The following is a 19,814-nucleotide window of genomic DNA, read 5'->3' on the forward strand; positions in this document are numbered from 1 at the left end:
GAGCTGCGGTGGCAGGGCGCGGGCGGTCTCCGCCGACCGCAATTGGCGGAGACCGCCCCTCCACCTTCCTGCGATCCCGACGAAGGGTGGTCACGTGCGTAGCCTGATCCGCCGGCTCTTACGCCGACCCGCGACGAGTCCCGACGTGCCGGTCCCACCACGTCCGACTCAGCTTCCGCTGCGGCCCTGGCAAATCCGCGAGTGGTGCTTCAGTGTCCGGCGGCGTGGGCTCGACCCCGTCGAGATCCACTCTTTCCTGCATCGGGTGGCTGACGAACTCGCCACCGCGCAGACCGCCCTGGTCGCGGTACAGGAGGAGAACGTACGGATCAAGAACGCCCTGCGTGCGTGGCAGAGCGCCCAGTCGGCGAACCGTCATTACCGATGACCGAGCGCTGGGTGATCCATCTGCCGATCACCGCTCCCGACCTGCTCCGGGCCCGGATCTTCGCCCGGACCGCGGCCCGCGTGTTGGCCCGACTCAGCGTACGCATCGAGCCGGGCGGGGTGACCGTCTCGATCGAAGACCAGCAGGACGTACGCCACTGGGTGTTCTGCGACCGCCCACTGCCCGGCGGCGCGCGGTGTGCCCTGCCGGTCGACCACACCGCGTCCTGCTCGCGGCGCGTGCCTGGGCTGCACCGGTGAACAGCGAGGATTGTTCCGCTGTGCAGGTCAGAGGACTCGGGTGATCTGCTCGGCGGCGACGACCACGTCCCGGCTCGCCGGGTCGAGGTTGGTGCAGAGCACCACGGAGGCACCGGCGGAGAGCGGCGCGAGCAGCCACTTCAGCGGCTGGTCGTGCTCGGTGACGTCGACCAGCAGACGGTCACCGACCCGCAGGTCGAGCTGTTCGGCGACCACCTTCGCGACCGAGCCCCACTCGGCGTAGCTGGTGCCGTCCGGGCTGGCGGCGTCACCGGCGTGCAGCACAGGACGGTCGGCCGGGGCCGCGCCGTGCCGCAGCACCTCCACGGACCAGTCGAGCCAACCGGCCGGCACCTCGGCCAGCGGCTCCGACCCGGTGCCGACGAGGTAGCGGTGCAGCCCCTCCGGCACGTCCTCCAGCCAGTCGTCGAGCCGTTCCGGCGTGACCAGCACGGCGTCGCACGGCCGGTCGCCGCCGGGCTCCAGCACCGGCAACCCGGCGGTGGCCCACGGCCGGAACGACACCGCCAGCCCCACCGACCAGGCCCCGAGCAACACCGCAGCGGTACGCCAGTGCGGCGGCAACAGCACCGCCACCCGGCTGCCCGGCGTCAACCCACATCCGTCCCGCAGCAGGCCGGCCGCGCGCGCCGACCATTCGCCCAGCTCAGCGGCGGTCAGATCGTGCCGGACACCGGTCCGGTGGTCGAGGCAGGTGATCAACGGCCGGTCCCGTTCGGCGAGGCCGGTGGCGGACAGTACGGGCAGGGCGGTCTCCATCCGTCGATAATCCCTTGCCGACGCACGGTGACGAAACGAGGATCGCGGGATGCCTTCGACCGCTCCCGACGGCCGTGCCGGAATCGACGCCGGACTGGTCCGACGTCTGATCGCCCGACAGTTCCCGCACTGGGCGGACCTGCCGGTGTCACCGGTGGAACGCGACGGCCACGACAACCGGACGTACCGACTGGGCGAGACGATGACCGTACGTCTGCCGACGGCGGCCGGGTACGTCCCGGCGGTGGCGAAGGAGAACGAGTGGCTGCCCCGGCTCACGCCGGAGTTGCCGGTCGCCGTCCCGTCGATCCTGGGCACCGGGATCCCCGGCGAGGGTTATCCCTTTCCCTGGTCGGTACGGGGCTGGCTGCCGGGCGAGACGGCGGACCTGGCCGGCGTCGACGACACGGTGCGGTTCGCCGTCGCAGTGGGTGGGTTCGTGCTGGCCCTACAGTCCTGCGACCCGACCGGCGGCCCGGCTGCCGGGGAGCACAGCTTCTTCCGGGGTGCCTCGCCCGCGCACTACGACCAGGAGACCCGGCATCTGCTGAGCGCCCTGACCGGACAAATCGATGTGGTGCGGGCCGCTGCGGTGTGGGAGGCCGCCCTGGCCGCCGAGTGGCGCGGCAGTCCGGTGTGGTTCCACGGGGACATCGCGGTGGGCAACCTGCTGGTGGTGGACGGAAAGCTGGCCGCGGTGATCGACTTCGGCACGTCCGGCGTCGGTGACCCGGCCTGCGACCTGGTGATCGCCTGGACGTTGTTCTCCGGCAGCAGCCGGCACGCCTTCCGGGAGACGGTCGGGCAGGACGAGGGCACCTGGGCACGGGCGCGGGGCTGGGCGTTGTGGAAGGCGATGCTGCTGTTGGCGCAGCATCTCGACTCCGATCCTGCCCTGACCGCTGACGACCACCGCGTGATCACCGAGGTCCTCGACGACCACGACCGCCTCTCGGTCGGCGGCTGCTAGTCCTCGCTCGGGGCGAAGACTCGACCAACGGCACTGGCGGCGTTCCCCACGTAGCCGCGACAGTAGAGGCCATGACGCCACACGGGAGGCGCGGACATGAGCGACACCACGTGGGAACCGATGTGGCGACGACTCGTTCCGGTGACAGCGCTCCTGCTGCTCGCCCCCTGGGTGGCCGAATGCTCCTGGGGTGGCTTCGCCGGCAGCGACATGCTGATGGTCGTGGTCGTTCTCGCCCCCATGTACGGCGGGGCGGCGATCCTGATTCGTGAAGCGGCCCGGCGTACGGGCGGGGGCTGGCCCATGATCGTCCTGCTGGCGGCGGGGTTCGGGGTGGTGCAGGCGGGACTGGTCGATCAGTCTCTGTTCAACCCCGGCTTCTTGGCGGACACCGAGTTCGCCGACATCAGCGCGGCGGACAACACCCGCATTCCGGTGCTGGGCGTGAGCGCGCAGGAGGCGATCAGCTTCCTTGGCAACCATGTGGCGCTGACCATCTGCGCCCCGATCGCCCTCGTCGAGTCGTACCTCTCTCCGGCCCGCCGCCTGCGCCCATGGCTGCGAGCGCCCGGACTGATCGCGGTGACGCTTCTCTATCTGCTGGGCAGCCTGCTCATCTTCGTCGACGACAGCGGACGCAAGGGGTTCCTGGCCAGCCCGGGGCAGCTCATCGGGGCGGCGGTCCTGGTTCTCTGCCTGGTCGTGGTGGCGGCCCTGCCCCGGTGGCGGCGCCGACCGGCCCCGAGAACGGCCAGCACGCCTCGCCCGATCCTTGCCGGGCTACTGGTCCTCGTCGTCTACCTGGGATCGAGTGTGCTCTCCGGCTGGATTCGTGTCGCGGTATCGGTCGTTGCCGCCGCTGCACTGGTGGCGGTTCTCGTCCGCTGGTCCGAGCGCCACGGATGGGGGCAGAGCCACGTGCTGGCCTGCGCATCAGGGCCGCTCGTGGGAGCGGCTGTCCTGGCGTACCTGGTGCCTCCGTACTCGCCGGCGTCGCCCGCCCAGGCACTGGCCAGCGACGTGCTCGTCAGCCTCATCGTGGTCGTCCTGCTCACCGGGGCGTCCGCGCGGCTACGCCGGCACGGCGAGTGAGCGCCGGCACGGGCGTGCGTCGACGCCCTGCGGTATAGCAGGGGTCCCCTGCTATACCGCAGGCGTTAATAAGGTGCCCTTCCTTACGCCGAAGGCAGCGCGCGGCCGGGTGTGAGCAACGGCGCAAGGAGGTCGCCGTACTCCTCGACCCGCTCCAGCACCTCCGAGGCCGTGTACGGCTTCGTCGACGGTCGCCTGCCCGCCGCGCCCGCCTCCACCTCGTCCCAGGTCAACGGCGTCGACACCGCCGGCACCGGCTGTGCCCGCAGCGAGTACGGGGCCACCGTCGTCTTCGCCGCGCTGTTCTGACTCCAGTCGATGAACACCTTGCCGGGCCGGAGGTTCCTCGCCATCTTCGACACGATCAGCTTCGGGTGCTCGCGTTCCAACTCCTGGGCGATCCGTCGGGCGTACCCGGACACGTCGTCGGCGGACTGGGTGCCGGCGATCGGGCAGCAGAGCTGCATGCCCTTCTTGCCGGAGGTCTTCGGATAGCAGTCCACCCCGTCAGCGGCCAGCCGTTCGCGCAGCAGCAGCGCCACCCGGCAGCACTGCCGCAGGGTGGCCGGTGGCCCGGGGTCCAGGTCGACCACCATCAGGTCCGGATGCTCGCCGACCTTCCACTGCGGGGTGTGCAGTTCCAGGGCGGCGAGGTTGGCCAGCCAGACCAGGGTGGGCAGGTCGTCGGCGACCACGTAGTCGATGGTCTCCCGGCCCTTCGTCGAACCGGGCGCGGGCAACGTCTCGACGTGCACCCAGGAGGGCGTGGCAGCGGGGGCGTTCTTCTCGAAGAAGGAGTTGCCCTCCACCCCGTTCGGGTAGCGGATCCGGGTCAGCGCCCGGTCGTGCAGGTGCGGCAGCAGCACCGGCGAGATCCGGGTGTAGTAGTCGATCACCTCGCCCTTGGTGAAGCCGGCCTTCGGGTAGAGGAGCTTGTCCAGGTTCGACAGCTCCAGGGTGCGTCCGGCGACGTCGACCCGGAGCCGCTCACTCGGCATCCGCCACCTCCTCGGCCGCCTTGTCCGGCCGCAGCCGCAGGACCCGGGGGAACCGCAGTCGCCCGTCCGGCGTGCGCTGGCCGTACTTGACCTCCACCACCATCTGGGGGGTTACCCAGATCGCGCCCCGCGCATCCTCCCGGGGCACGTCGCCGCCGAACGGCGAGGTGGTGGTGCGCAGCGGCTCCAACTCCCGCAACAGTTCGCGTTCCAGGGCCGCCCCGATCCCGCCGCCGACCCGCCCCCGATAGACCAGCCGTCCACCGGTGCCGGGCACCCCGACCAGCAGACCACCGATCCGACGGGCACCGGGTCGCCAGCCGCCGATCACGAAGTCCCCGGTCACCTCCAACTTGACCTTCACCCAGTCCGGCGACCGCACGCCGGGCCGGTAGGTCGAGTCGGCCCGCTTGGCCATCACCCCTTCCAGGCCGTGCTCACCGGCCGCGTCGTAGGTGGCCGGGCCGTCCGGGAAGACCGGTGGGACCGTCCACCGCGCCGCGCCCAGTCCGAGTTCGTCGAGGGCTTCCCGACGCCGGGCGTACGGCCAGCCGGTGAGGTCCGTGCCGCGCAGCCGCAACAAGTCGAAGATCATGTACGTGACCGGGGCGCTCGCCGCCAGCCGGGCCGCCTTGGCCGGGTCCCGTACGTGCATCCGCTCGGCCAGGGCGGTGAACGACGGTCGACCGGCCCGGTCGAAGAGGACCACCTCGCCGTCGAGAAGCGCGTCGTCGACCTGTTCGCCGAGCGGGATCAGCTCCGGGTAGGCGGTGGTGATCTCCACGCCGGAGCGCGCGTACAGGCGCTGCCGCCCGGCGGCGATGTCGGCCAGTGCGCGTACGCCGTCCCACTTGAACTCGTACGCCCATCCGGCGCCGGCAGGCAGTTGCCCGGTCACCGCGAGCATCGGCCTCAGTGGCGCGCCGGGCACGAAACCGACTGTAGTAGCAGGCCGAACACCTCGCGCCCGGTTCCGTCTGATGCGAGCATGGTCGATATCGGGGAAGGGGGTGCAGGATGCGCGCCATCTGGAAGGGGGCCGTGTCGTTCGGCCTCGTCTCGATCGCGGTGAAGCTGTACTCCGCGACCGAGGAGAAGGACATCCGGTTCCACCAGGTGCACCGGGAAGACGGCGGGCGGATCCGGTACAAGCGCACCTGTCAGGTCTGCGGCGAGGAGGTCAGTTACGACGACATCGCCAAGGGCTACGACATCGGCGGCGGGGAGATGGTGATCCTCACCGACGAGGATTTCGCGGAACTGCCGTTGAGCACCTCCCACGCGATCGACGTGCTGGAGTTCGTGCCGGCCGAGCAGGTCGACCCGATCCTCTACAACAAGGCGTACTTCCTGGAGCCGGAGGGCACGGCCACCAAGCCGTACCTGCTGTTGCGGGACGCCCTGACCGACTCCGAGCGGGTGGCGATCGTCAAGGTGGCGCTGCGCCAGCGCGAGCAGTTGGCCACCCTGCGGGTACGCGAGGGCGTGCTGCTGCTGAACACCATGCTCTGGCCCGACGAGATCCGTAAGCCGGCCTTCGGCTTCCTGGACGAGGACCTCAAGGTCCGGCCGCCGGAGCTGGCGATGGCCACCTCGCTCGTCGACTCGATGGCCGGTGACTTCCACCCGGACGAGTTCACCGACGACTACCGGGCGGCGCTGCAGGAGGTCATCGACGCGAAGGTGGAGGGCCGTGAGGTCGTACAGCCGGAGGAGGTCGAGGAGGCGCCGCCCGCCGCCGTCGACCTGATGGCGGCGCTGAAGGCCTCGGTGGAGCGGGCCCGTGCGGCCCGTGGCGAGGGAGGCGGCGCGGCCGCCGGCGGTGGCGCCGGTGCGCCCACCCCGATCACCTCCGCCCGCTCGGCACAGAAGAAGACCGAGGCGAAGAAGGCACCGGCCAAGAAGACCGCCGAGAAGAAGGCCAACGGTACGAAGGCCAACGGTACGAAGGCCGGCGGCACGGCGGCCGGCGGCGCGAAGAAGGCCCCGGCGAAGAAGGCCGAGCCGGCCAAGAAGACCGCCGAGAAGAAGACGACCAAGGCCGCGAAGGCCCCGGCGAAGAAGACGACTCCCCGCAAGTCCGCCTGACCGGCGGTCTCCTCGGCCCTGTCGGGGCGAGCTCGCCCCTGTCGCACCCGTGCCCCGTGTCCCAGTTGCCGCACAATTCCCACGGGTCACGATCGACGGTCGGTACTGCGTCCGCCACCAGGTACCGTGTGTCGGCGACGGCATCTGTAGCCGGACGCACCCACACCTCTCAGCAGGGGAGTCGAGGACGTGAGCGAGCAGGAGACCAAGGCACGACGGCGACTGGCCGAACAGTTGGCGGCCCAGAAGGCGGCCGAGGCCAAGCGGCGGCGGCAGGCATGGGCCGGTGGTTTCGCCGGGATCGCCGTGGTCGCGGTGCTGGTCACCGTCTTCGTGATCGTCGGCCAGCGCGGCGGTGACGACGCTCCCGACGAGTTCGCAAGCTCGCCGTCGGCCCCCGCGGACGCACCGGCCGAGCCGGGTGCGCCGGGTGCACCGCCCGCCCCGCAACTGCCCGAGGGCGCGGACCCCGCGCTCGGCAGCAAGCCGACCGTGAGCGCCGGTGAGGGCGAGCTGACCAAGCTCACCGTCACCCCGCTGATCGAGGGGACCGGACCGGCCGTGACCGCCGGGCAGTCGATCACCACGAACTACGTGGGCGTGCTCTTCGCCAACGGCGAGCAGTTCGACTCCTCCTGGGAGCGGGGGCAGCCGGCCACCTTCCCGATCGGCGTCGGACAGGTCATCGAGGGCTGGGACAAGGGCCTGGTCGGTGTGAAGGTCGGCAGCCGGGTGCAGCTCGACATCCCGGCCGAGCAGGCGTACGGCACCGATGGCGCAGGTGGCCGTCCGGCCGGTCCGCTGCGTTTCGTGGTGGACGTCCTCGCCGCCCAGTAGGAGATGACGGTGTCGACGGCGGACGAGCCCGGGCGGACAGCCCGGTTGATGTGGACGCACTACGAGCCGGTACACGCCGTCACCTACTTCCACCCGCGCGCCCGCGCCGCCTACGAGGCGGCCGGGCTACGCGGGTACTGGCGGGGGTACTTCGCCGGTCGGGCCGCCCCGCTCGGGCCGACCGGTCCCGCCCCGGTGGTCGCGGCCTTCTTCACCTTCGCCCCGCACATGGTGGCGCGTGCCCTGCCCGCCGTCTGGCAGTTGGCCGCGCCCGAGGAGGCACTGCGGTCCCGCCTGACCGGGGCGGTGCAGGCCCTCGCCGAACTGGTCTACGAGCTGCCCGAGCAACACCTGGCCGAGGCCGCCGAGTTGTTGTCGGCCGCCGCCGACGAGGCCGGGACCGCCGGTCGGGTGCTCGGCGCGGCCAACGCCGCGCTGCCGCGCGGTGAGTACCCGCTGGCCCGGCTCTGGCAGGCCGCCACCACCCTGCGCGAGCATCGCGGTGACGGGCATGTGGCGGCCCTCGTCGCCGCCGACCTCGATCCGGTGGAGGCGCTGGCCTGGCGGGTCGCGGTCGACATGCCGCCCGCCAACCTGCTCGGCCGGGGCTGGTCGGAGCAGGAGTGGGCGCAGGCGCGGAAGCGGCTGGCCGACCGGGGTTGGCTGACGTCCGACGGCAAGCCCACCGACCGTGGTCGCGCCGGTTTCCGGGCCGTCGAGGAGGCCACCGACCACGCTGCCGCCCGCCCCTGGCAGGCGCTGGGCCCGACGCTCACGGAACGACTGCGCGAACTGCTCGACCCGATCGCCGTGGCCGCCCACCGGGTCATCCCGCCGGACAGCCCGATCGGCCTGCCCGCCCGGTAGGCGGCAGCGCGCCGACCGACCGACGCCGCCGGGTGCGTTGCGGCTCGGATGTTAGGAGGGGTCCCTTGCTATACACGAGGCGTTAGCAGGGGGCCCTTCCTTTCATGCATCCCCGTGTGCGGCAGGATGGTTCGTGTGGTGGATGCGGTGGTCTTCGACCTGGACGGCGTGATCGTGGACTCCGAGCCGGTCTGGGAGGAGGTCCGCCGCGCGTACGTGGCGACGCACGGCGGGACCTGGCAGCCGGACACCCAACGTCGGCTGATGGGGATGAGCACCGGCGAGTGGGCCGAGTACCTCAGCGGTGAACTGGGCGTACGGCGCACCGCCGCGCAGGTCGCCACCGAGGTGGTCGAGGAGATGAGCCGGCGGTACGCCGAACGCGTACCGCTGATCGACGGAGCGGACGACGTGGTGCGCCGGGTGGCCGCGCGATGGCCGCTGGGGCTGGCGAGTTCGTCGCCGACCCGGCTGATCGCGGCGGCGCTGACGGCCACCGGCCTGACCGACGAGTTCGGCAGCACGTTGTCCACCGAGGAGACGGCCCGCGGTAAACCGGCGCCGGACGTGTACCTCACTGTGGCGGAACGCCTCGGTGTGGATCCGAGCCGGTGCGTCGCGGTGGAGGACTCCTCCAACGGCATCCGGTCGGCCGCCGCCGCCGGGATGATCGTGGTGGCGGTGCCGCACGGGTCGTACCCGCTGGATCCGGACGCGCAGCGGATGGCGGCGGCGGTGCTCGACTCCGTCGGCGAGCTGACCCCGGAGTTCGTCGACCGGCTCGGCTGAACCGGCACCGACCGCTCTCCGGCCTACGCGAAGGTCGTGCTCGGAACGGCTGCTTGACCTCCGTCGGCATGGGTGCCGCCGGGTCGGGTAACGCCAACGGCGCCCACGCCGAGTCGAGGAGGGCGCGATGAGGACGGTCGTGTACGAGCGCACCGGCGACCCGACGGTGCTCCAGGTGGTGGATCGGCCGGTGCCGGAACCCGGGCGGGGCGAGGTGCTGGTCCGGATCGCCTGCGCCGGGGTGAACCCGACCGACTGGAAGGCCCGCCGCCAGGGCCCGTTGCCGGCGGGCTGGCAGACGCCCGGGCAGGACGGCGCCGGGGTGGTCGAGGCGGTCGGCGAGGGCGTCGACCGGGAGCTGGTGGGCGAGCGGGTGTGGGTCTGGGAGGCCGCCTGGCAGCGGCCCTGGGGCACCGCCGCCGAGTACACGGTGGTGCCGGTGCGGCAGGCGGTACGGATCGGCGACGCCTCGTTCGAGCTGGGTGCCTGCCTGGGTATCCCGTTCCTGACCGCGCACCGCTGCCTGACCTCCGGCGAGTACCTGCCGGACAGCCTGGGTCCGGGCGCGTTGAGCGATCACACGGTGCTGGTGCAGGGCGGGGCGGGTGCGGTCGGCAACGCGGCGATCCAACTCGCGTCCTGGGCCGACGCCTGCGTGATCGCCACGGTCAGCAGCGCGGAGAAGGCCCAGCTCGCCGCAGCGGCCGGAGCCTCGGTAGTGATCAACTATCGGGAGCAGGACGTGGTGGAGGAGGTCCGCAAGGTCGCGCCCGACGGGGTCCACGGCATCGTCGAGGTGGCCCCGGCCCGCAACGCCGCCACCGACGTACGCCTGCTGCGGCCCGGCGGCGTGGTCTGCGTCTACGCCGACGACGGCGGTGGCGAGGTGACCCTGCCGGTCGGGCCGCTGCTGGTGCCGAACGCCCGGTGGCAGTTCGTGATGGTCTACACCGTGCCGAAGGCGGCGAAGGCGCAGGCGGTGGTGGACGTGGCGGCGGCTGCCGCGCAGGGCGGGATCCGGGTGGGCGAGGAGGCGGGTCTGCCGCTGCACCGCTTTCCCCTGTCGGCGACCGCCGACGCGCATCGCGCGGTGGAGGACTCGGTCGTCGGGAAGGTCCTGGTCGACACCAGCGAATAGCGCCTGAGCTGGGATTATTTCCCCATCACCGGGACAGACGCGAACAAGTTTCGCAATACTGACGGTGCGGGTCGCCCCGCAAGGAACGGGTGGCCCCGGCGCGGTGCGAACGCCGGGGCCACCCACCGGGAGTGAGGTCTTCGAGAGCCGCCCACTCCTAACGGCGATGATGCGCCGAGAAACGTTACGGCGTGGCCGGTTCCGGCACATCCGCCGCGAGAACCCCCGTACTTTGTCCGGGTGAGCATCTCCTGGGCTGATTCGTACGTCGGGCAGCTCCGCGCCCTGGCCGGCGACCGGACACTGATGTTCGTCGGCGCGCGGGCCGTGGTCCGCGACAGCTCCGCACGGATCCTGCTGATCCGACGCTCCGACAACGGGCAGTGGGCGATGCCTGCCGGTGCCATGGAGCTGGGCGAGTCCATCGCCGACTGCGCCGTGCGAGAGGTACGCGAAGAGACCGGACTACGCGCGCTGCGGGTCAGCGCGTTCGCCCTCTACACCGGACCCGACCGCACCCACACCAACATGTACGGCCACACGTACCAGATCTTCACCACCGCGTTCCGGGTCGAGGAGTGGGACGGGCGGCTGGCCCGGGTCACCGAGGAGACCACCGACGCCGCCTTCTTCCACCGCGAGGCGCTGCCGCAGCCGCTCTCCACGAGCGTCCTGGAGACCCTTGCCGACCTGGACGTCTTCGAGCAGACCAACCGCCTGATCCTGAAGTGACCACATGGTGAGCGCTTCATCGTGGCGGTGTGGCTGTTGCCGTGTCGGCGTGTCGAACAGCCACACCGCCACGATCAGGGGCCGGTCAGAGCATCGTCTGGGACTTCGCCTCCATCTCGGCGGCGGCCTCCGGCTTCGAGGAACGGTCCAGGGGCTTGCCGCCGGGGGCCGGGCCCTCGCCGCCGAGGCCGTCGGTGCCGCCGGTGGCGCCCTCGGGGCCAGCGCCGCGCAGCCGCTCGTTCGGCAGGGCCAGGGTGAGCAGCACCGCCACGATCGCGATCAGCCCGGTGGTCAGGAAGACCAGGTGCAGGGACTCGACGAAGGCCACCTGGACGGCCGCGCGTACCGGGGCGGGCAGGGCCAGGATCGTCGCCGGGTCCTCGACCGACACTCCGGCGCCACCGGACGGGCCCACGGCCGCCCGCTGCTCCGGGGACAGCTGGGCGACCGCCGCCGGCAACCGGTCGGACATCTCGGCGGCCAGCCGGGCGGAGAGCACCGCGCCGAGGATGGCCACCCCGAAGGATCCGCCGAGCGACCGGAAGAACGTCGCCGACGAGGTGCCGGCGCCCAGGTCCCGCAGTGAGACGGAGTTCTGTACGGCGAGGACCAGCGACTGCATGCAGAGTCCCAGCCCGACGCCGATCACCGCCATGAACCCGAACGCCACCCACAGCGAGGTGCCCACCTGCAACCGGGTGAACAGCAGCATCCCGACCAGCAGCACCACCGAGCCGGTCACCGGGAACCACTTGTACCGGCCGATCCGGCTCATCGCCCGGCCGGTCAACACCGAGGTGATGATGATGCCGGCCATCATCGGCAGCATCAGCAGACCGCTGCGGGTCGGTGATGCGCCCTTGACGATCTGGAGATAGAGCGGGATGAAGATGATCGACCCGAACATCACCAGACCGAGCACGAACCCGGCACCGTTGGCCAGGGTGAAGGTGGCGCTGCGGAAGAGTCGCAGCGGCAGGATCGGCTCGGCCACCCGACGCTCCTGGAGCACGAAGGCGACGGCCAGCACGGCACCGACGACGAAGAGGCCGATGATCGCGGCGGAACCCCACGGATAGGTGTTGCCGCCCCAGCTCAGCGCCAGCAGCAGGCTGCTCACCCCGGCGACCAGCAGCAGCGCGCCGAGCCAGTCGATCGAGTGCTTCCGCCGGGTGAAGGGCACCAGCCGGATCACCCGCGAGCAGACCACGATGGCGAGGATCGCCAGCGGCACGTTGAGATAGAAGATCCAGCGCCAGTTGGTCTCCGCGAAGTAGCCGCCGACCAGCGGCCCGGCCACCGACGCGATACCGAACACCGCGCCGAAGACACCCTGGTAGCGGCCACGCTCCCGAGGCGAGACCACGTCCGAGATGATGGTGAAGGCGAGCGTGATCAGACCGCCCGCGCCCAGACCCTGCACACCTCGGGTGACGATCAGTTGGGTCATGTCCTGGGAGAGGCCGGCCAGCAACGAGCCGAGCAGGAACGTCCCGATCGAGAACAGGAACACCGGGCGGCGTCCGTACAGGTCGGCCATCTTGCCGTACAGCGGGGTCGAGGCGGTGGAGGCGAGCAGGTACGCGGTCACCACCCAGGAGTAGTGACTGATGCCGCCCAGCTCGCCGACGATGGTGGGCAGGGCGGTCCCGACGATGGTCTGGTCGAGGGCGGCCAGCAGCATGCCGGTCATCAGGCCGAACATCAGCAGCCGGAGCTGCCCCTTGCTCAGCACCGGCTCCGGGTGGCTCTCCGTGGTCATTGCGCCCGTTTTCCCGTACCACCGGAAACATGCCCGGGACGGACGAAGCCGGTCCGTCCGTCAGGCCCGGCGGGGCGTGTCGGACGGACCGGCCACGGGTGGTGCCGGTGGTCGGGTCAGCGCCGGCCCTCGGCGAACTCCTCGACGATCTTGGCGCAGAAGGCCGGCAGGTCGTCCGGCTTACGGCTGCTGACCAGGCCGTTGTCGGTCACCACCTGCTCGTCCACCCAGGTCGCGCCGGCGTTGGTCAGATCGGTACGCAGACTCGGCCAACTCGTCAGCCGACGGCCCCGCACCACGTCCGCCTCGACCAGCGTCCACGGGCCGTGGCAGATCACCCCGACCGGCTTGCCGGCGTCGAAGAACGACCGCACGAACCGCACCGCCTCCGGGTCGGCCCGCAGGAAGTCCGGGTTGGCGACCCCACCGGGCAGCACCAACGCGTCGTACCGGTCGGGGTCCGCGTCGGAGACGCTGACGTCGACGTCGTACGTCTTTGACGGGTCCAGGTGGTCGAAGGCGCGGATCTGGTCCGGCTTGATCGACACCAGCTCGGCGGTGGCGCCGGCCTGCTCGACCGCCTCGCGCGGCTGGACGTACTCGACCTCCTCCACACCGTCGGTGGCCAGGAAGGCGATTCGCTTGCCCTGCAACGTGGCTGCCATGCTGCATCTCCTCTCCAGGGGGTCAACCGAACCCTTCCCGGCCCCGAACGCCCGAAACGCCCCGAGGTGCGTGACCCCGCCCGCACCGGCCGCCGGTCGGGCAGGTTTGACCCGGAGCGGCAAGGGGATCCGCCGGCATGGCACGAGCAGCAGCGGAACAGCTCCGGCTCGCCGACGTCGTGCAGAGCTGGCTCGGGCGCCCGGTCCTGGTGATCGGCGACGCCATGCTCGACGAATGGCGGTTCGCCGACTCCGACCGGCTGTGTCGGGAGGCCCCGGCCCCGGTCCTCACCCTGCGGCGACGCATCTCGGCGGCGGGCGGCGCGGCCAACACCGCGGTCAACGTCGCCGCCCTGGGCGGTCGTTCGGTGCTGGTGGCGCCGGTCGGTGCCGACGTGGCCGGCGACGAGTTGCACGACTGTCTGGACCGGGCGGGCGTCTGGGACCGGACCGTCAGCCAGCCGGGACGTCCCACCCCGGTCAAGCGCCGGATGCTGGCCGGTGACCAGATCCTGCTCCGCGAGGACTCCGGCGACCCGGACGACCCGCTCACCGACGTGGGCGTGGACTGCCTGCTCACCGCCCTCGACTGCGCGACCGAGGAGCTGCGGGCCGCCGCCGGTGGCGCGGCTCCCACGCTGGTGATCTGCGACTACGGCCTGGGCGCGCTGCCGGCACCGGTACGCGCCTGGCTGGTCGCCCACCGCAGCCGGTACGCCACCGTCGCGCTTGACGCGCACGACCTCGCCGACTGGCGTGGCCTCGCCCCGACCGTGGTGACGCCGAGCTTCGCCGAGGCGAGCCGACTGCTCGCCCGCGCCGGCACCGCCGGGCTGACCACCGCCGACGCTCCGACCGACCTGCACCTGGAACACCCCGAGGTGGACCCGACCGACGGACCGTCGGAGCTGACCATGGGCACCGCGCCGGGCGGGTTGCGGCGTACCGACGGGCCGACCGGTGAGCCCACGCCCGGTGAGGACCGGGTCGCGATGACCCGCGACGGGCTCAGCGTGACCGGCACCGGGGTGACCGTGAACGCCGACGCCGGAGCCGGTGTCGACCGGGCCGTCCTGGCCGAGTCCCGGCTCGCGGAGTTGCGGGCGCACACCGGCGCGGACGTGGTCGCGGTGACCCTGGACACCGACGGTGCGGTGGTGGGCGGTGCCGAGGGACGACCCGCCCGCAGCCACAGCACACCCGTACCGGCCAGCCACGCGGTCGGCGCCGGTGACGCGTACCTGGCGACCATGACGCTCGCGCTGGCCGCCGGTGCGCCGCTGCCGACCGCCGCGCAGCTCGCCCAACTCGCCGCGACCAGCACCGTCGCCGGTACCGGCACCTGTGTGTGCCGCCGCGACGACCTGCTGGCCGCGCTCGGCCGCCCGACGCCCGGCGGCTCGGCGCTGGTCGGCGCCGAGGGCCTGACCGGGATCATCGCGGAACATCGGCGGAACGGGCGCTCGATCGTGTTCACCAACGGCTGCTTCGACGTGCTGCACCGGGGCCACGTGCGGTATCTGGAACAGGCGAGCGCCCTCGGTGACCTGCTCGTGGTGGCGGTCAACTCCGACGACAGCGTCCGCCGGCTCAAGGGCGCCGACCGGCCGGTCAACCCGGTGGAGGACCGTACCGCCCTGCTCGCCGCGCTCTCCTGTGTCGACCACGTGGTCGTCTTCGAGGAGGACTCGCCGGCCGGTCTGATCGAGGCCGTCCGCCCCGACGTCTACGTCAAGGGCGGCGACTACCCGCCCGACCTGGTACCCGAGGCACCGCTGGTGCAGCGGCTGGGCGGGCAGGTCCGCACGCTCGGGTACGTGCCGGACCGCTCCACCTCCGCGATCATCGACCGGATCCGCGCCCACGGCCAGAGCGGGGTAACCGACACGGCCGATTCGGTCGGCACGACCGGCACGACCGGCTCGGTCGGTTCGGACGGCTCGGTCGGCTCGGACGGCTCGGTCGGCTCGGTGGACGAGATGGGTGCGGGCCGGGCGGTCGTTGCGGGCGACACTGTCGCTGCCGGTCAGGAGGCCGCCGCCGGCCCGGATGGTGTGGCGGTGTCCCGTGCGGGCGTCCCGCCGACCACCGGCAAGGCGCCGTGAACCGACCGCTCGACACCGGCGACCACGCGGACTTCCGTGCCGACCGTCTGCTCGACGTCCTGGTCCCGACCCGGGACCGGCCCGCCGAACTCGCCGTCACCCTCTCCGGGCTCGCCGCCCAGGAGGGGGTGCCGGGGTTCGGGGTGGTGGTCAGCGACCAGTCCGACGGCGACCCCGGGTACGCCCACCCGGCAGCGGCCACCATGGTCCGTGCGTTGCGGTATCGCGGGCATCCGGTGCTGCTGACCCGTCGGCTGCCCCGGCGTGGGCTGGCCGAACACCGGGCCGCCCTGCTCGCCGCGTCCGCCGCCCGGTACGTGCTCTTCCTCGACGACGACGTCTGGCTGGAACCCGGCGCCCTGTCCCGGCTGGTCACCGCGATTCAGGAACTGGGCTGCGGATTCGTCGGCAACGGCGTGCACGGACTGTCGTACCTGGACGACGTACGCCCGCAGACGCACCGGCACTACCGGGAGTGGAGCGGCCGGCCGGTGCCCGAGCGCATCCGTCCGGGCACCCCGGAGTGGGACCGGGCGCAGATCCACTCGGCGGCGAACCTGCTGCACGTCACCGAGGCGCTGGAGGTGCCGGCGGGGAGCTGGCGGGCGTACCAGGTCTCCTGGATCGGCGGCTGCGTCCTGTACGACCGGGCCAAGCTGGTCGAGTGCGGCGGTTTCGAGTTCTGGCGGCGGGTGCCGGAGCGCCACCAGGGCGAGGACGTCGCCGCCCAGATCACCGTGATGGCGCGGTACGGCGGCGCCGGAGTCCTGCCCAGCGGGGCCTACCACCTGGAGTCACCGACCACCGTCACCGAACGCGACGTCGAGGCCTGGGAGGTGCTGATGTAAGGAAGGGACCCTTCCTATACACGAGGCGTTAGTAGGGGTCCCCTCCTTACATCCGGGCTCAGCGGAACAGCAGTTCGCGGGCGGCTTCGAGGACTTCGACGACCGGTACGTCGGTGACGAAGGAGTCCCGGTGCGGGCAGTCGCCGTCGCCGGGGCGGTGCGGATAGATGCCGGGCGTGCAGTCCACCCCGCAGACCGGGCAGTGCACCGTCCACGAGGTGATCGGCCGGTGTCGCCCGCGCAGCCCGGTGGCGGTGGTGATCAGGTTGCCGACCCAGAAGATGCCGACCGTGGCGGTGCCGACCGCACCGGCGAGATGCAGCGGGCCGGTGTCGTTGGAGATCACCAGCTCGCAGTCGGCGTAGCAGCCGGCGAGCCCGCCCAGGCTGAGCGTGCCCACCTGGGGACGGACCGGCACCCCGGCCGCCGCCACCACCTGGTCCACCACGTCCTGCTCGGCCGGGGTGCCGGTGACCAACACCTCGTACCCGTCGGCGTGCAGCATCCGGGCCACCCGGGCGAACCGGTCGGTGGGCCAGCGGCGCCGGGTGTCGGTGGCCCCGGGGTGCAGTGCCACCCGGGGACGGGCCGGTTCGCCGAGCACGTCGCGGGCCTCGGCGCGGTCCGCCTCGGTGACCGCCAGCGTCGGGGTGATCGTGGTCGCCGGGGCACCCACCAGCGCCACCGCTTCGAGGTAGCGGATCACCTCCGGCTGGTAGTAGACGTACCGCAGCCACCGGTCCAGCGGTGGGGCGTCCTCGGCGCGCAGTCCGGCGGTGACCCGGGCACCGAGCGCGGCGACCAGCGGATTCGAGTTCGCACCGCCGCCGTGCAGTTGCAGCGCCAGGTCGAAGCGCTGCTCGCGGGCGGCGGCCAGGAAGTCGACCATGCTCGACTCGGGTTCGCCGGGGCCCGCCGCCCGGATGCCCGGTGCCGGCGGCACCACCTCCACCCGGTCCACCGGGCCCGGCCGGTCGGTCCACAGCTCCGCGTGCCACGGCGCGCCCAGCAGCACGATCTCCGCCTTCGGGTACGCGGCCCGCAACGCGTCCAGCGCCGGCAGCACGAAGATGAAGTCGCCGAGCGCGTTGGCCCGCAACACGGCGATCCGGGCCACGTCGGGCACCAGCCCGGTGGCCGGGGCGAGCAGATCCGGAGCGGCCACGGCAGGGGGTTACCGGTCGTACTCGCCGGGGGCGACATCCGGCTGATGGAGTTCCCGGTCCGCCGCCGGGTCGACACCCCGCGACGCACCCGGGGCGGTCGGGTACGGGCCGGTGCGACCGACGGTGATGGTGCGGGGCGCGGGCCGGGTGGCCCGGGGCAGCCGTACCCGCAGCAGGCCGTGGTCCATCACCGCGTCGATGCCCTCCGGGTCCACCCGCGACGGCAGCGGTATCCGGTACTCGAAGCCCCGCGTCTCGAATCCGCCGGGGATGCCGTGATCGGCGTTGACCTCGGCCTCGGTCCGGGCCCGTACGCACAGTTCGCGGTCGTCCAACTCGACCGCCACCTCTTCGGGCGCGACGCCGGGCAGCCGGACCAGCACCTCCCAGCCGTCGGGGATCTCGCCCAACTCGACCTCGGGCGGCCCCGGGCGGCCACCGAGCAGCCGACTCAGCTCGGCGCGCAGCGACTGCAACTCGCCCATCGGATCCCAGCCCTGCTGACCGCCGCGCCAGCCCCGGGTCACCGCACACCACCTGCCGGCTGGCCGGCCGGTGCCGAACGCAGCGAACTCGGCGCGTCGAGGTGAGCGTCCCGGTCGACCCCGACGCCGAGCCGGTCGACGAGTTCCCCGCCCAGCCAGGCGCTGACGCCGAGGATGCCCAGCGCCACCACCTCGATGGCGATCAGCGCGCCACCGGCGGCCCGCGAGTCGGCGTTGAGGCGTACCACCCAGACGGCGGCGAAGAGCAGGACCACCGCGAGGTTCGCCACGGCGTGGGTGATGCCCACCCGCTTCGCGCGGGTCCCGGCGGGGATGGCCAGCAGGTCGAAGGCCCCAGCCACCGCGGCCAGCAGGCCGCCGACCAACCCGACGGTGATGTTCCAGTACGCCACCTCGCCGAGGAACCGTGGTCCGCCGAGCATGTCGACCAGGTCGAACAACACGGCGGTGACCAGCAGGGCCACCGGGAACATCACCAGCATCGGATGCACCGGGTGACCGAGTACCTTGAGTCGACTCTCCATGCTCCGGGCCTCCACTGCTCGGGTGTCGTTTCGCCGTCGACGGCTCGTGTCACGGCCACACCCCCGCCCATCAGGGGGGACAGCTCATCACAGTAGGCGCGCCTACACTGACCGTGGCGGTTTCTCGCCTGGATGCCGCCACCGGGTTCAACTTCACGGGGAGGCACACAGTGACGGCAGAGATCACCTCGCTGGCGGAGTTACGGGAGCTGCTCGGCACCCCGACACCCCGCGCCGCCGAGAAGGAACGCACCACGTTGCACGAGCGCGACCGGCAGTGGCTCGCCGCGTCGCCGTTCTGTCTGGTGGCCACGGCCGGGGCGGACGGCGCCTGCGACGTCTCGCCCAAGGGCGACCCGCCGGGCTTCACCCTCGTGCTGGACGACCGGACCATCGCCATCCCGGAGCGCCCCGGCAACAAGCGCGCCGACGGCTACCGCAACATCCTGGAGAACCCGCACGTCGGGCTGATCTTCCTGATCCCGGGGCGTGGCGACACCCTGCGGATCAACGGGCGGGCCCGGCTGCTGCGCGACGCGCCCTGGTTCGACCAGATGGTGGTCAAGGGGCACCGCCCGGTGCTCGCCGTGGTGGTGGAGATCGAGCAGATCTTCTTCCACTGCGCGAAGGCGTTCCTCCGCTCCGGGCTGTGGCAGCCGGAGAGCTGGCCGGCGGACCCCCTGCCCAGCACGGCCCGCCTGATCAAGGAGGTGCAGAACCCGGTGGAGACCCTGGACGACCTGGAGCGCTACTACGGACCGGAGTACGTCCGGAAGCTCTACGCCTGACCGACCCCACCGGCTGCGGTGATCATCCACAGGTGACCGTCCGGGTCCGCGAAGGTGCCCGTGTAGCCCCAGGGCTGCGGGCCCGGCTCGGTGACCACCTCCGCACCGGCGTCACGCGCGCGGGAGACCAGGCTGCCGACCTCGGCCGGACCGTCCACGGTCAACCCGAGTACGCACTCGCTGTGCCGGCGGTCGGCCACCTCCCGCCCGCCGAGCACCCAGCCGAAGCCACCGGTCGGCACCAGCATCAGGCGCAACCCGGCGTTGACCTCGAACTGCAACGGCTCGGGCAGACCGTCCTCGGCCGGCTCACCGATCGCGGGCAGACCGAGGGCGTCCCGGTAGAAGTCGTGCGAGACCTGCCGGTCGGCGATCGGCAGGCTGACAACGACTGGTGCGTACGACACGGCAGGACCTCCGACTGTCTTCGCGAGCATGGTGCCGTCGAGTATGGGTGCCACCTGTGACACGGGGCGGGATCCGCCGCCGGGGAGTCGGACCGCTGACCCGC

The 19,814-nt window shown here is 72.0% G+C and carries 22 protein-coding genes; 13 read left to right on the forward strand and 9 right to left on the reverse strand.

What is annotated here, in order from left to right:
• The first annotated feature begins 94 nt into the window (after positions 1 to 94).
• A complete protein-coding gene (locus ACIBO1_RS03415) occupies positions 95 to 388 on the forward strand; it encodes a hypothetical protein (protein WP_396741046.1) in 294 nt (97 codons plus the stop codon).
• The gene (locus ACIBO1_RS03420) at positions 385 to 648 is read left to right on the forward strand and encodes a hypothetical protein (protein WP_396741047.1); all 264 of its coding nucleotides are present in this window, start codon (positions 385 to 387) and stop codon (positions 646 to 648) included. Before ACIBO1_RS03415 ends, ACIBO1_RS03420 begins: the two co-directional genes overlap by 4 nt.
• Positions 649 to 675: 27 nt before the next feature.
• On the opposite strand, the gene ACIBO1_RS03425 is transcribed toward ACIBO1_RS03420, so the two are convergent.
• Complete coding sequence (locus ACIBO1_RS03425; protein ID WP_396741048.1) at positions 676 to 1,428, reverse strand: TIGR03089 family protein; 753 nt, start codon at positions 1,426 to 1,428, stop codon at positions 676 to 678.
• A gap of 49 nt (positions 1,429 to 1,477) precedes the next feature.
• Between ACIBO1_RS03425 and ACIBO1_RS03430 the strand changes: the two genes are divergently transcribed.
• Both ACIBO1_RS03430 and ACIBO1_RS03435 read left to right on the forward strand, forming a co-directional pair.
• Entirely contained in the window at positions 1,478 to 2,398 is a 921-nt protein-coding gene (locus ACIBO1_RS03430) for an aminoglycoside phosphotransferase family protein (RefSeq protein ID WP_396741049.1), read from the forward strand.
• 96 nt (positions 2,399 to 2,494) lie between these two features.
• Positions 2,495 to 3,490, forward strand: coding sequence for a hypothetical protein (locus ACIBO1_RS03435; protein WP_176092399.1), 996 nt, complete (start codon positions 2,495 to 2,497; stop codon positions 3,488 to 3,490).
• Positions 3,491 to 3,573: 83 nt separating this feature from the next.
• Here the strand turns inward: ACIBO1_RS03435 and ligD (ACIBO1_RS03440) are convergent, their stop codons facing one another.
• Together ligD (ACIBO1_RS03440) and ligD (ACIBO1_RS03445) are read right to left on the reverse strand one after the other, a co-directional pair.
• On the reverse strand, positions 3,574 to 4,488 hold the full coding sequence (ligD, locus tag ACIBO1_RS03440) for a non-homologous end-joining DNA ligase (RefSeq protein ID WP_176092398.1): 915 nt from the start codon (positions 4,486 to 4,488) through the stop codon (positions 3,574 to 3,576).
• Complete coding sequence (gene ligD, locus ACIBO1_RS03445; protein ID WP_396741050.1) at positions 4,478 to 5,419, reverse strand: non-homologous end-joining DNA ligase; 942 nt, start codon at positions 5,417 to 5,419, stop codon at positions 4,478 to 4,480. The genes ligD (ACIBO1_RS03440) and ligD (ACIBO1_RS03445) overlap by 11 nt, the downstream gene beginning before the upstream one ends.
• An 86-nt stretch (positions 5,420 to 5,505) precedes the next feature.
• Here ligD (ACIBO1_RS03445) and ACIBO1_RS03450 point away from each other — a divergent pair, with 86 nt between their 5' ends.
• From ACIBO1_RS03450 to ACIBO1_RS03475, 6 genes are all read left to right on the forward strand, one after another.
• Positions 5,506 to 6,576 (forward strand): Ku protein, encoded by a 1,071-nt coding sequence (locus ACIBO1_RS03450; RefSeq protein ID WP_396741051.1) that lies wholly within the window; start codon positions 5,506 to 5,508, stop codon positions 6,574 to 6,576.
• A gap of 189 nt (positions 6,577 to 6,765) precedes the next feature.
• Entirely contained in the window at positions 6,766 to 7,413 is a 648-nt protein-coding gene (locus ACIBO1_RS03455) for an FKBP-type peptidyl-prolyl cis-trans isomerase (RefSeq protein ID WP_396741052.1), read from the forward strand.
• Between the two features lie 48 nt (positions 7,414 to 7,461).
• Positions 7,462 to 8,280 carry a hypothetical protein gene (locus ACIBO1_RS03460; protein ID WP_176095630.1) on the forward strand — a complete coding sequence of 273 codons (819 nt, stop codon included), beginning with the start codon at positions 7,462 to 7,464 and terminating at the stop codon, positions 8,278 to 8,280.
• 135 nt (positions 8,281 to 8,415) lie between these two features.
• On the forward strand, positions 8,416 to 9,069 hold the full coding sequence (locus tag ACIBO1_RS03465; protein ID WP_176092394.1) for an HAD family phosphatase: 654 nt from the start codon (positions 8,416 to 8,418) through the stop codon (positions 9,067 to 9,069).
• 127 nt (positions 9,070 to 9,196) lie between these two features.
• Positions 9,197 to 10,207: an NADPH:quinone reductase gene (locus ACIBO1_RS03470; protein ID WP_396741053.1), complete on the forward strand. Its 1,011-nt coding sequence runs from the start codon at positions 9,197 to 9,199 to the stop codon at positions 10,205 to 10,207.
• A gap of 240 nt (positions 10,208 to 10,447) precedes the next feature.
• Positions 10,448 to 10,939, forward strand: coding sequence for an NUDIX domain-containing protein (locus ACIBO1_RS03475; protein WP_396741054.1), 492 nt, complete (start codon positions 10,448 to 10,450; stop codon positions 10,937 to 10,939).
• Between the two features lie 85 nt (positions 10,940 to 11,024).
• Here ACIBO1_RS03475 and ACIBO1_RS03480 read toward each other — a convergent pair whose 3' ends face one another.
• Together ACIBO1_RS03480 and ACIBO1_RS03485 are read right to left on the reverse strand one after the other, a co-directional pair.
• Positions 11,025 to 12,701, reverse strand: a complete 1,677-nt coding sequence (locus ACIBO1_RS03480) for an MDR family MFS transporter (protein ID WP_396741055.1) — start codon at positions 12,699 to 12,701, stop codon at positions 11,025 to 11,027.
• Between the two features lie 116 nt (positions 12,702 to 12,817).
• Positions 12,818 to 13,366 carry a type 1 glutamine amidotransferase domain-containing protein gene (locus tag ACIBO1_RS03485; RefSeq protein ID WP_396741056.1) on the reverse strand — a complete coding sequence of 183 codons (549 nt, stop codon included), beginning with the start codon at positions 13,364 to 13,366 and terminating at the stop codon, positions 12,818 to 12,820.
• Between the two features lie 137 nt (positions 13,367 to 13,503).
• Here ACIBO1_RS03485 and rfaE2 point away from each other — a divergent pair, with 137 nt between their 5' ends.
• Both rfaE2 and ACIBO1_RS03495 read left to right on the forward strand, forming a co-directional pair.
• Positions 13,504 to 15,471 (forward strand): D-glycero-beta-D-manno-heptose 1-phosphate adenylyltransferase, encoded by a 1,968-nt coding sequence (gene rfaE2 / locus ACIBO1_RS03490; protein WP_396741057.1) that lies wholly within the window; start codon positions 13,504 to 13,506, stop codon positions 15,469 to 15,471.
• On the forward strand, positions 15,468 to 16,319 hold the full coding sequence (locus ACIBO1_RS03495) for a glycosyltransferase family 2 protein (RefSeq protein WP_396741058.1): 852 nt from the start codon (positions 15,468 to 15,470) through the stop codon (positions 16,317 to 16,319). The genes rfaE2 and ACIBO1_RS03495 overlap by 4 nt, the downstream gene beginning before the upstream one ends.
• Positions 16,320 to 16,377: 58 nt before the next feature.
• Here the strand turns inward: ACIBO1_RS03495 and ACIBO1_RS03500 are convergent, their stop codons facing one another.
• The 3 genes from ACIBO1_RS03500 to ACIBO1_RS03510 are packed head-to-tail and all read right to left on the reverse strand — an operon-like array spanning position 16,378 to position 18,515.
• The gene (locus tag ACIBO1_RS03500; RefSeq protein ID WP_396741059.1) at positions 16,378 to 17,484 is read right to left on the reverse strand and encodes a glycosyltransferase family 9 protein; all 1,107 of its coding nucleotides are present in this window, start codon (positions 17,482 to 17,484) and stop codon (positions 16,378 to 16,380) included.
• A gap of 9 nt (positions 17,485 to 17,493) precedes the next feature.
• Positions 17,494 to 17,970 carry an Hsp20/alpha crystallin family protein gene (locus ACIBO1_RS03505; RefSeq protein ID WP_396741501.1) on the reverse strand — a complete coding sequence of 159 codons (477 nt, stop codon included), beginning with the start codon at positions 17,968 to 17,970 and terminating at the stop codon, positions 17,494 to 17,496.
• 38 nt (positions 17,971 to 18,008) lie between these two features.
• On the reverse strand, positions 18,009 to 18,515 hold the full coding sequence (locus tag ACIBO1_RS03510) for a DUF2231 domain-containing protein (RefSeq protein ID WP_396741060.1): 507 nt from the start codon (positions 18,513 to 18,515) through the stop codon (positions 18,009 to 18,011).
• Between the two features lie 170 nt (positions 18,516 to 18,685).
• On the opposite strand from ACIBO1_RS03510, the gene ACIBO1_RS03515 reads away from it, so the two are divergent.
• Positions 18,686 to 19,303: a pyridoxamine 5'-phosphate oxidase family protein gene (locus ACIBO1_RS03515; protein ID WP_396741061.1), complete on the forward strand. Its 618-nt coding sequence runs from the start codon at positions 18,686 to 18,688 to the stop codon at positions 19,301 to 19,303.
• Here ACIBO1_RS03515 and ACIBO1_RS03520 read toward each other — a convergent pair.
• Positions 19,294 to 19,710, reverse strand: coding sequence for a VOC family protein (locus ACIBO1_RS03520; protein ID WP_396741062.1), 417 nt, complete (start codon positions 19,708 to 19,710; stop codon positions 19,294 to 19,296). The two genes, ACIBO1_RS03515 and ACIBO1_RS03520, sit on opposite strands and share 10 nt — an antisense overlap.
• Positions 19,711 to 19,814 lie beyond the last annotated feature (104 nt).

The sequence above is a fragment of the Micromonospora sp. NPDC049903 genome (assembly GCF_044460945.1).
Lineage (GTDB): Bacteria > Actinomycetota > Actinomycetes > Mycobacteriales > Micromonosporaceae > Micromonospora.